Source organism: Zoogloea sp. LCSB751 (assembly GCF_002028455.1).
Taxonomy (GTDB): Bacteria; Pseudomonadota; Gammaproteobacteria; order Burkholderiales; family Rhodocyclaceae; genus Zoogloea.
The window spans coordinates 99,547-110,131 of the sequence record NZ_MWUM01000017.1 but is presented as its reverse complement, the minus strand read 5'-3'; the positions used below and the strand labels follow the sequence as shown (position 1 = coordinate 110,131).

The window sequence follows — 10,585 nt, the reverse complement described above, 5'->3', positions numbered from 1 at the left end:
TGGCGGCAGGAGTGAGGTCGACCATCAGCACGCCGAGCTCGTTGAGCTTGCGGCTGTTCTCGGCATGCACGTAGGCGGACGTGGCGTCGAAGGCGATCTGCACGCCGTCGGCCAGCACGTGGGGCAAGAGGCCGTCCACGCCGTCGGCGGTGGTCTTGAGGCCCATCTCACGGGCCCGCTTTAGGCCGTCCGATTCCGGGTCGATGCCGACCATCCACACCGGCTCCAGCACCGGGCTGCGCTGCAGCTTGGCCAGCAGGTCCGTGCCGATGTTGCCCGGGCCGATCAGGGCGCATTTGATTTTTTGGGTCATCGCAATGTCCTCGGGAAAGTTCGTCAAACGATGCTGCGCACGATGCCGCCATCCACACGCACGGAGGAACCGTTGGTCGCGGCGGCAAGGGGGCTGCACAGGTAGGTGATGGTGGCGGCCACTTCGGCCGGGTCGATGAAGCGGCCGAGCAAGGAGGCGGGGCGCTCCTCGGCGAAGTAGTTGCGCTCCACCTGGGCCTCGTCGATGCCTTGTTCGCGGGCCAGGAGTTCGGTAAAGGCGCGTGAGCCTTCGGTACGGGTCGGGCCGGGGAGCACCGCATTGACGGTGACCGCGCTTCCCTTGCTCGCTTCGGCGAGGGCGCGGGCGATGGACAGCTGGGCGGCCTTGGTCATGCCGTAATGGATCATCTCGGGCGGTGGATTGAGGCCGGATTCGCTGGAAACGAAGATGATCCGCCCGAAGCCGCGCCGTTTCATGGCCGGGAAGGCGACGCGGGACAGGCGCACGCCGCTCATCACATTCACGTCGAAGAGGCGCAGCCAGTCCGCGTCGCTGATCTCCTGGAAAGGCTTGGGCTCGTAGATGCCGAGGTTGTTGACCAGGATGTCCACGTGCTCGCAGCGTTCCGCGAGAAGGGCGGCGCCGTCCGGGCCCGCGAGATCGGCGGCGATGCCGTCGACGCGCGCGCCGGGGAGGAGGGCGCGCAGGCGCTGGACGGCGGCGTCGACACCGGCCGTGCTGCGTCCGTTGAGCGTCACCGCCACGCCTTCGGCGGCGAGGCGCTGGGCGGTGGCGAAACCGATGCCCGCCGTCGAGCCGGTCACCAGTGCGTGTTTGCCAAGGAGTTGAAGATCCATTTGCGTTTCCAGAGGGTGAGCGGGCCCTTCGCCTCCCGCGCTGGGCGCGGGGACGTCGCTCGGTCAGACAGAGGGAGGGCCGGACGGGCCGGGGCGTCAGCCCGTCCGCGGCGCCGTCGTCAGGTCACGACGGTCAGGAAGCGCTCGTTGAGGGCGCGGGTGTGATAGAAGATCGCAGAGCCCAGTTCGTCCCAGGTCCAGGTATAGGGCTGCATGTCCGGATAGAAGGCATAGCCGCCGCAGAAGGTTTCCAGGCGGTTGCCGGACGGATCGAAGGAGTAGATCGTCGTGCCGCGGGTGATGCCATGGCGCAGCGGGCCGTTGTCGATGGAGACGCGGTGCTTGCCCATCAGGTCGGCGGCGCGCAGCACCTGTTCCCAGGTTTCCAGCAGAAAGGAGGCGTGGTGCAGCGTGTTGTTGCGCTCGTCGCGCACGAAGGCGATGTCGTGAGCCTTGGTGGAACAGCTCAGCCACACGGCCATGTCGGTCTTGCCGTCTTCGCCGAGGATCTTTTCCACCAGGCTGAAGCCGAGCACATTGACGAACAGGTCGCGGCTGCCGTCCAGGTCGGCGCCGTGGATCTGCCAGTGGTCGAGGCGCACCGGCGAGATGCCCTTGCGGTTCTCGATGATCACGTCCGGATTCACGTAGCCGAGGCCGTCGCCGACCGCGGTTTTTTCCGCGTAGAGCTCGATCAGGTGGCCGGTGGGCACCTCGAAGCGCACGCGCTCGCCGGTTTCGAGCAGATCGCCGGCAGGAATGCGCTCGGTCGGCACGCCGTAGGCGCGCAGGTCGGAATTGAGTTTTTCCAGCGTGGCCTTGTCGCGCACCTTGAAGGCATAGAAATCCATGCCGGCGCGGTCGGCTTCGCGGATGACGAAGCTGTGGTGGTCGCGCTCGTCATGGCATTTGAAATAGACGCGACCCGATTTGTCCCGTCCGGTTTCGACCAGGCCAAATACGTTGGTATAGAAATTGACCGACTCCTCCAGGTCCAGGACGCGCAATTGGCAGTGTCCCGGCCGCAATACTCCCGTCATTGACATTTGAATCCTCCTTTAATGGTTCGACCTGCAGATTTATTTGTCTGAAATAAATCGTCAGCGCAATTTGATGCGCATATTTCTTATTGGCGAGCCGGGCGTTCCGACCACGTCATGCTGCAATGGTCGAAGCAAAGGAGAATGGCGTCAAATACTGATGGGGTTGTCCTTCATACCTGAAAGATATAGTAGGGGTGGGGCGGTCGCGGGTCAGCTTTCGTCGGTAGAAACCAGTGCGGCTTCGATCATCGCGCGGAACGTGGCCACGTGGGCCGAGGTGTCGCCGGTGCGGATCGTCATGATCAGCGGTGAGGTCAGGCCTTGCTCGACGAGGGGGCGATAGGCCACGTCGTCGCGGCGCAGGCGCTGCACGGATTCCGGCACCAGGGTCACGCCCATGCCGGCGGCGACGAGGCCGATGGCGGTCTGCAGGCCGTTGGTCTCGTAGGTCTTGCCGATCTCGTAGCCGCGCACACTGAACTGGTTCAGCACCTGGTCGGCGAAGCTGGGGCGCGGCGAGGCCGGGTAGAGCACCAGCACCTCGCCGGCGAGGCGCTTGAGCGGAATTGCGGCTTCGCGGGTCAGCGGGCTGTTGCTGGGGACGGCGACGACCAGTGCCTCTTCGGTGAGAACGATGTTCTCCAGCCCTTCGTCCTGGATCGCCAGGCGGCCGAAGCCGACGTCGATGCGCCCGGCCTTCAGCGCCTCGGCCTGCTGCACGGAGGTCAGCTCGGACAGGGAGATGTCCAGCTTGTCGTTCTCGGTGGTGAAGCGCTGCAGCACGTTGGGCAGAAAGCCGTAGAGAATGGACGGCACGAAGCCGATGCCCATCCAGCGTGTGCTGCCGGCACCGATGCGCCGCGTGGCCTTCTGGATCTCCTTCAACCGGGCCAGAACCTGCACGGTCTGGTCGTAGAAGAAGCTGCCGGCGTTGGTGAGCTTGAGCGGCCGGCTCGAGCGGTCGAGCAGCGGCACGCCGAGTTCCTCCTCGAGTTGCTGGATCTGGCGCGACAGGGGAGGTTGCGCGATGTGCAGGCGTTCGGCCGCGCGGCTGAAATTGAGGGTGCTTGCCACGGCCTCGAAATACCTGAGCTGGCGCAACTCCATTTATACCTCCCCGGTATAGTTGAAGACAAAAACGATATTGGACGTGCCATTTCGCCGGGCCGAGAATTCGCCGCAGGCATCGGGCAGTTCCTGCCCATCCGCCATCAAGAAAGCGTCAATTCACTCGCAATGCCGATTGCCGGCGCAGGCGGGGCGAACATTAGACACGAAAAAATATCAGGAGACAAAAATGACGGTAAACCATATTCGCCGCACCCTCCTCAAGTCCGGGGCCGCCGCCGCAGCGACGTCGCTGGCCGCGCCCTGGGTGCGTGCCGCCGGCGGGACGACCTTCAAGATCGGCTATGTGAGCCCGCAGACCGGCCCATTGGCCGCCTTTGCGGAACCCGATGCCTTCACCCTCGAACAGGTGCGCAAGGCGGTGGCTGGCGGCATCGTGTCCGGCGGCAAGAAATACGCGGTGGAGATCGTCTACAAGGATTCCCAGTCCAATCCGAACCGCGCTGGCGCCGCCGCAGCCGAATTGATCCTGCGCGACAAGGTCGATTTGGTCATTGCGTCCTCCACGCCGGCCACCACCAATCCGGTGGCCGACCAGTGCGAGCTCAACGGCGTGCCCTGTATCACCAACGATGCGCCGTGGCAGCCCTATTTCTTCGGCCGCAAGGGCGACCCGAAGCAGGGCTTCGAGTGGACCTACCACTTCTTCTGGGGCCTGGAAGACATCATCGGCACCTTCTCCAGTCTGTGGGGCAAGATCCCCACCTCCAAGGCGGTCGGCGGCCTGTGGCCCAACGACGAGGACGGCAACGCGTGGGGTGACGGCAAGCTGGGTTTTCCGCCGGTGCTGGCCTCGAAAGGCTTCAAGGTGGTGGATCGTGGCCGCTTCCAGTCGCCGATCAACAATTTCTCGTCCTTCATCTCGGCCTTCAAGGGCGCCGGTGTGGACATCGTGACCGGCGTGGTGCCGCCACCGGATTTCGCCAACTTCTGGAACCAGGCCGGCCAGCAGGGCTTCCGCCCGAAGATCGTCACGGTGGCCAAGGCAACCGAGTTCCCGGCGGCCATCGCGGCCTTCGGCGACCGTGCCGAGGGGCTCACCGTCGAGCTGATGTGGAGCCCGGCGCACCCGTTCAAGTCCAGCCTCACCGGCCAGAGCGCGCGCCAGCTGGCCGACGCCTACATGGCCGCCAGCGGCAAGCCCTGGACGATGCCGCTGGGCCTCAAGCACTCCCTGTTCGAAACCGCGCTGGACGTGCTCAAGCGTTCCGGCGGCAAGGACCCGGAAGCGATCCGTAACGCGATCCGCGGCACCAGCCTCGACACCGTCGTCGGCCACATCGACTTCCGCAAGGGGCCGGTGCCCAACATCAGCAAGACCCCGCTGGTCGCCGGCCAGTGGCAGAAGCGCGGCAAGGGCCTGGAACTGGTGATCGTCGATAACAGCCAAGCCCCGATGATTCCCGTGCAGGCCGAGCTGCTGCCCATCAAATACGGCTGATCCCCAGCCGGCATCACCCATAACCCGTATCGAGACAATGCGGGCGACCTAGGTCGCGCCCCGCAGGGGCGCGCACATCCAAAAAAAGGAGGAGTCGGACCATGAACAATAAATTGAACGCAGCCCTTGCTCTGGCGCTGGCAGCCCTGGCCGGTGCGGCCAGCGCCACCGAAGGCGGCGGCACGATCTACCCTGTGGGCGCCGAGAACTACACCTGCTGCGCGCTGCCGCCGCCGGGCCTGTATGGCATGGCCTGGTACCAGCACTACAGCGCCGATGCGGTGCGCGGCAACGGCGGCGAAGTGGTCACGCCGTCCACCTTCAAGGTCACCGCCAACGCCATCGTGCCGCGGGTCGTGTATGTGACGCCGATGGTCGTGGCGGGCGCCTCGCTGGGCGTGCAGGCCATCCTGCCGATCGTCAATCTCGACGTGAACGTGGCCTCCGGCGTGCAGCAGAGCAAGACCGGCTTCGGCGACATGACCTTCGGCCCGGTGCTCGGCTGGCACCTCTCCGAGAAGCTGCACAGCGTGCTGGCCCTCGACATCTACGCGCCGACCGGCGCCTACAAGAAGGGCGATGTGGCCAACATCGGCCGCAACCACTGGGCGCTGCAGCCCGTGCTCGGCTTCAGCTACATCCAGCCCCACGGCTTCAATGCCGACCTGAAGACGATGTGGACCTACAACTTCAAGAACGACGACACCGACTACAAGGACGGCAAGGAGCTGATCGTCGACTACTCCGCCGGCTGGGGCGTGGGCGGCGGCTGGACGCTGGGCGTCGGCGGCTACTACTACCAGCAGCTCACCAACGATTCGCAGAGCGGCGCCACCATCGACAACAACAAGGGCCGCGCCGTTGCCTTCGGTCCGTCGGTGCGCTACGACAGCGGCAAGGGCTGGTTCATCACCGCCAAGTACCAGGACGAGATGGCCGTGCGCAACCGCGCCGACGGCGCCGCGTTCTGGGTCAAGGCCGTCTTCCCGCTCTGAGCGTGGCCCGGGAGATCGACGTGCTGCTACGGGTCGACAACGTCAGCAAGAGCTACGGCACCCTCAAGGTGACCCGGGATGTCTCGTTCTCCGTCGAGGAGGGCCAGACGCTCGGCATCCTGGGGCCGAACGGCGCCGGCAAGACAACGTTGTTCAATTTGATATCCGGTGATGTGCGCGTCGATGCGGGCAGCGTCACCTTCGCGGGGCAGGACGTGTCCGCCCTGCGGCCGCACCAGCGCTGCCGGGCGGGCATAGGGCGCAGCTACCAGGTGCCCCATCCCTTCGGGAACATGACGGTCTTCGAGAACCTCGTCACCGCCGCCTGCTTCGGCGCCCGCCTCAGCGAGCGCCAGGCCTGGGACACGGCGGCCGAGATCCTCGACAAGACCGGATTGCTGCCCCACGCCAACAAGCCGGCGGGCAGCCTCACGTTGCTCAACCGCAAGCGCCTGGAGCTGGCCCGCGCGCTGGCCACCAAGCCGAAGCTGCTGCTTCTCGACGAGATTGCCGGTGGCCTCACCGAGCACGAGGCGGCCGAACTGGTGGCGGAACTGAAGCGCATCAAGGCCGAGGGCACGACAATGATCTGGATCGAGCACGTGGTGCACGCCCTGATGTCCATCGCCGACCGCCTGCTGGTCATCAATTTCGGCGAGAAGCTGGCGGAAGGGGAGCCCGAGGCGGTGATGGGCAACCCGGACGTGCGGCGCGTTTACATGGGGCTCGAAGCATGACGGCGCCTTTCCTGCAAACGGTGGGCCTGCGGGCCCATTACGGCGATGCCCAGGCCTTGTTCGGCATCGACTTCCACATCGGCGAAGGCGAGACGGTGGCGGTGATCGGCGCCAACGGCGCCGGCAAGAGCACCTTCCTCAAGTCCGTGACCGGCCTCGTCCGCGTGGCGCCGGAAACCGTGCTGATCGACGGCAGGCCCAGCGGCGGCAGCGTGCCCGGCGACATCGTGCGCCAGGGCGTCGCGCTGGTGCCGGAAGGGCGCCGCCTGTTTCCCAGCCTGAGCGTCGAGGAGAACTTGCTGATGGGCGGTTACGCCCGCCGGCCGGGGCCGTGGAGCCTGCAGCGCCTGTACGGCATGTTCCCGATCCTCAAGGAGAAGCGGAAAGTGCCTGCCACCTCCCTGTCGGGTGGGCAGCAGCAGATGGTGGCCATCGGCCGCGCGCTGATGAGCAACCCGCGCTTGCTGCTGTGCGACGAGATCTCCCTGGGCCTCGCGCCCATCGTCATCAAGGAGATCTACGACGCGCTGCCGGCCATCGCCGCAGAAGGCATGAGCGTGGTGATCGTCGAGCAGGATGTGATGGTCGCCCAGCGGGTGTCGCAACGCCTGTACTGCTTCCAGGAAGGGCGCGTGTCCCTCGAAGGGGCCAGCGACGGCTTCACCCGCGAGCAGATCAGCCAGGCCTACTTTGGAATCTAGACATGACTGAAACAATCATTCAGGGGCTGCTGCTCGGGGGGCTGTACTGCCTGTTCTCCCTCGGGTTGTCGTTGATGTTCGGCGTCATGCGCCTCACCAACATCGCCCAGGGCGACCTCATCGTGGTCGGCGGCTTTGCCGCCATCTCCGTGGCGCCGCTGGTCGGCGGCCACTTCGTGATGGCCGGCGTCGTGCTGTTGCCGGTGGCCTTTGCGGTCGGCTATGCGCTGCAGCGGACCGTCCTTAATCGCACCCTAGGCAAGGACCCGCTGCCGTCGCTGGTCGTCACCTTCGGGCTGTCGATCGTCATCCAGAACGCGCTGCTGGAAATCTACTCGGCGGACCCCCGTTCGCTGGACGCGGGCGAACTGGCCACCGGCAGCCTCAATCTTGGTGGGGACATCTACGTCGGCACGCTGCCGCTGCTGATCCTGGTTGCGGCGCTGGCCTGCACCGCCGGCCTGCAGCTGCTGTTCTCGACGACGTCCCTCGGCCGCGCCTTCCGCGCCGTATCCGACGACCGCGAGGCGGCCGAGCTGATGGGGCTGAACTCGGCCAAGGTCTATTCGGTGGCGACGGCTCTGGCCTTCGTGCTGATCGCGCTGGCCGGCCTGTTCCAGGGGCTGCGCACGACGGTGTCGCCGGCCGACGGCCCGTTGCTCCTGCTGTTCGCCTTCGAGTCGGTGATCATCGGCGGTATGGGCTCCTTCTGGGGCACCTTCGTCGGCGCGCTGGTCCTCGGCGTCAGCCAGCAGGTGGGCTTCAAGTTCGATCCGGGCTGGGGCGTGTGGTTCGGGCACCTGGTCTTCCTGGCCGTGCTGCTCGTCCGCCCGAACGGCCTTTTTCCGAAAACGAAGGGTTGAGAGACATGAGTGCAACCGTCATTCGCAGCACCCGGGCGTCCCAGGCGACCATCGGGATCGGCGCTGCGCTGTGCGTCGCCGCCGCGACGCTGCCTTTCTGGGGCGAATCGTCGTGGATGCGGGAGTTCGTCGAGATCGCCTGCTACCTGATCTTCGCGATGATGTGGAACCTGCTGGCCGGCTACGGCGGTATGGTGTCGGTGGGCCAGCAGGCCTTTTTCGGGCTCGGTGGCTACGTGATGCTGAGCCTCGGCAACTTCCTCGGCTTCAATCCCTTCCTGGCCATCCCGCTGGCGGCGCTGGTGTCGGCGCTGGCTGCGTTGCCGGTGTCGCGGCTGGCCTTCCGGCTGCAGGGCGGCTACTTCTCGATCGGCACCTGGGTCATCGCCGAGGTGTTCCGCCTCAGCATCGCCAACGTGTCGGCGGTCGGCGGCGGTTCCGGCACCAGCCTCACGGCGCTGCGCGGGATCAGCCGGGCGACCCGCGAGCACACCACCTACTGGGTTGCGCTGGGCTGTGTTGTGGCGGCCATTGCGCTGGTGTACCTGTTCCTGCGCAGCAAGCAGGGCCTGGCCCTGCAGGCCATCCGCGACAGCGAGGTGGCGGCCGAGAGCCAGGGCGTGGGTGTGGCCCGCATGAAGCTGGCGGTGTATGTGGTGGCCGCCTTCGGCTGCGGCATGGCCGGGGCGCTGTACTTCGTCAGCAACCTGCGCATCAGCCCGGACGCCGCCTTCGGGGTGAACTGGACGGCTTTCGCGATTTTCATCGTGATGATTGGCGGCATCGGCCGTATCGAGGGGCCGCTGATCGGTGCGGTGGTGTTCTGGGCCCTCAACAAGTTCTTCAGCGATTACGGGACCTGGTACCAGATGGGCCTCGGCCTGCTGGCTATCGCCATGACCCTGTTCTTCCGCGAGGGGCTCGGCGGCTTCCTGCAGCGCCGTCTGGGCTTCGAGATGCTGCCGACGCGGCGCATCCTCAAGCTTGACGCGCAGCCCGCGACGCCCGTCCCGGCCCACACGCCGGCCGCGCCTTCCCAACTGATGCCCAAGGTGAGCCTATGAGCACGCTGACGAAACAGGTCATCCGCGACGAACACGCGTCGCTGGCCGCCATGCTGCAGTCCCTCGCGATGATGGTCCGCATGGGGCCGGGGGACGAGCGCGCCGCCTACTTCGAGGTGGTCCGCGCGATGCTGTTCTACATCGACGAGATCCCCGAGAAGCAGCACCACCCCATCGAATCCAGCCTGCTCTTCCCGCGCGTGGTGGCGCGGGCGCCGGAGGTCGGCGACGTAGTGGCACGCCTCGACCGGGAGCACGCCCGCGGCGAGGAGACCGTGCGTCGCCTGCAGCATGAGTTGCTCGCCTGGGAACTGCTCGGTGATGAGCGCCGCGCCGTCTTCGAGGCCAGCGTCGGCATCTACCTGCGCTTCTACGAGGACCACATGCGCCTCGAAGAGGAGATCGTGCTGCCGGCCGCCGAGCGCAGCCTGAGAGAGGCCGACTGGGCGGAGATGGACCAGGCCTTCGCGGCCAACCACGATCCCCTCGGTCGCCTGCTGGCGGGCGCCGGCGTGAGCGGCCTCGATCCGCTCTACCAGCAGCTCTTCTCGCGCATCGTCCGCCTCGCCCCGCCACCGGTCGGGCTGGGCGGCACCTGACTCAACAGACCAGAGGTAACACACATGGATCGCAAGACCATCGAACATTACGGGGCCGAACTGTTCACCGCCTGGCAGCGCCGGGAGACGGTGCCGCCCTTGCTGGAGCGGGAGCCGGAACTGTCCATCGAGGACGCCTACCGCATCCAGCTGGCGTTCATCGCCCGCCGTCTCGCCGCCGGCGAGACCATCGTCGGCAAGAAGATCGGCGTCACCAGCAAGGCCGTGCAGGACATGCTCGGCGTCTTCCAGCCGGACTTCGGCCAGCTCACGTCGGGCATGGTGTTCCAGGAAGGCGACGCGATCGACCTCGGCACGCTGATCCAGCCCAAGGCCGAGGCCGAGCTGGCCTTCGTGCTGAAGGAAGACCTGATCGGACCGGGGATCACCGCGGCAGACGTGATCCGCGCCACCGACTACGTGGTGCCGTGCTTCGAGATCATCGATTCGCGCATTCGCGACTGGAAGATCAAGATCCAGGACACCGTGGCGGACAACGCCTCCTGCGGCGTCTTTGTGCTCGGCAAGGCCAAGGGCAACCCGCGCGAGCTCGACCTGGCTGGCGCCACCATGGTGCTCGAACGCAACGGCGAACTGCATTCCACCAGCACCGGCGCCGCCGTGCAGGGCTCGCCGGCCAACGCGGTGGCGTGGCTGGCCAACACCCTCGGCCCGCTGGGCATCCCGTTCAAGGCCGGCGAGGTGATCCTGTCCGGCTCCCAGTCCCCGCTGGTGCCGGTGCAGGACGGCGACGAGCTGGTGTGCACGATCAACGGCCTCGGCAGCTGCCGCGTGACCTTCTCCGGCAAGAGCGCCGTATGAACGACGGGGTGATCCCGTCCCGCAATGGCGTCGCCGTCGCGCGCTGGCAGCGGCCCGGCGC

11 protein-coding genes and 1 pseudogene are annotated in these 10,585 nt (G+C 66.4%); 8 read left to right on the top strand and 4 right to left on the bottom strand.

Features of this window, described 5'->3' with window-relative positions; translation table 11 throughout:
* The 4 genes and pseudogenes from B4920_RS17880 to B4920_RS17865 form a co-directional block, all read right to left on the bottom strand.
* Positions 1–313: pseudogene (locus B4920_RS17880) on the bottom strand (acetaldehyde dehydrogenase (acetylating)); the annotation flags it as partial.
* Between the two features lie 23 nt (positions 314–336).
* A complete protein-coding gene (locus tag B4920_RS17875; RefSeq protein ID WP_079435977.1) occupies positions 337–1,131 on the bottom strand; it encodes an SDR family NAD(P)-dependent oxidoreductase in 795 nt (264 codons plus the stop codon).
* 119 nt (positions 1,132–1,250) lie between these two features.
* Complete coding sequence (locus tag B4920_RS17870; protein ID WP_079435976.1) at positions 1,251–2,177, bottom strand: catechol 2,3-dioxygenase; 927 nt, start codon at positions 2,175–2,177, stop codon at positions 1,251–1,253.
* Between the two features lie 207 nt (positions 2,178–2,384).
* Positions 2,385–3,281 (bottom strand): LysR family transcriptional regulator, encoded by an 897-nt coding sequence (locus tag B4920_RS17865; protein ID WP_079435975.1) that lies wholly within the window; start codon positions 3,279–3,281, stop codon positions 2,385–2,387.
* A 190-nt stretch (positions 3,282–3,471) separates the two neighbouring features.
* Here B4920_RS17865 and B4920_RS17860 point away from each other — a divergent pair, with 190 nt between their 5' ends.
* From B4920_RS17860 to dmpE, 8 genes are all read left to right on the top strand, one after another.
* A complete protein-coding gene (locus B4920_RS17860) occupies positions 3,472–4,743 on the top strand; it encodes an ABC transporter substrate-binding protein (RefSeq protein ID WP_079435974.1) in 1,272 nt (423 codons plus the stop codon).
* Positions 4,744–4,844: 101 nt separating this feature from the next.
* On the top strand, positions 4,845–5,738 hold the full coding sequence (locus B4920_RS17855) for a transporter (RefSeq protein ID WP_079435973.1): 894 nt from the start codon (positions 4,845–4,847) through the stop codon (positions 5,736–5,738).
* Between the two features lie 20 nt (positions 5,739–5,758).
* Complete coding sequence (locus tag B4920_RS17850; protein WP_079435985.1) at positions 5,759–6,475, top strand: ABC transporter ATP-binding protein; 717 nt, start codon at positions 5,759–5,761, stop codon at positions 6,473–6,475.
* Positions 6,472–7,176, top strand: coding sequence for an ABC transporter ATP-binding protein (locus B4920_RS17845; protein WP_079435972.1), 705 nt, complete (start codon positions 6,472–6,474; stop codon positions 7,174–7,176). The genes B4920_RS17850 and B4920_RS17845 overlap by 4 nt, the downstream gene beginning before the upstream one ends.
* A gap of 2 nt (positions 7,177–7,178) precedes the next feature.
* Positions 7,179–8,039, top strand: a complete 861-nt coding sequence (locus B4920_RS17840; protein ID WP_079435971.1) for a branched-chain amino acid ABC transporter permease — start codon at positions 7,179–7,181, stop codon at positions 8,037–8,039.
* Positions 8,040–8,044: 5 nt separating this feature from the next.
* Positions 8,045–9,103, top strand: a complete 1,059-nt coding sequence (locus tag B4920_RS17835; RefSeq protein WP_088179502.1) for a branched-chain amino acid ABC transporter permease — start codon at positions 8,045–8,047, stop codon at positions 9,101–9,103.
* Positions 9,100–9,702 (top strand): hemerythrin domain-containing protein, encoded by a 603-nt coding sequence (locus B4920_RS17830; RefSeq protein WP_079435969.1) that lies wholly within the window; start codon positions 9,100–9,102, stop codon positions 9,700–9,702. Before B4920_RS17835 ends, B4920_RS17830 begins: the two co-directional genes overlap by 4 nt.
* A 24-nt stretch (positions 9,703–9,726) precedes the next feature.
* Positions 9,727–10,524, top strand: coding sequence for a 2-oxopent-4-enoate hydratase (dmpE, locus tag B4920_RS17825; protein ID WP_079435968.1), 798 nt, complete (start codon positions 9,727–9,729; stop codon positions 10,522–10,524).
* The last annotated feature ends 61 nt before the right edge of the window (positions 10,525–10,585 follow it).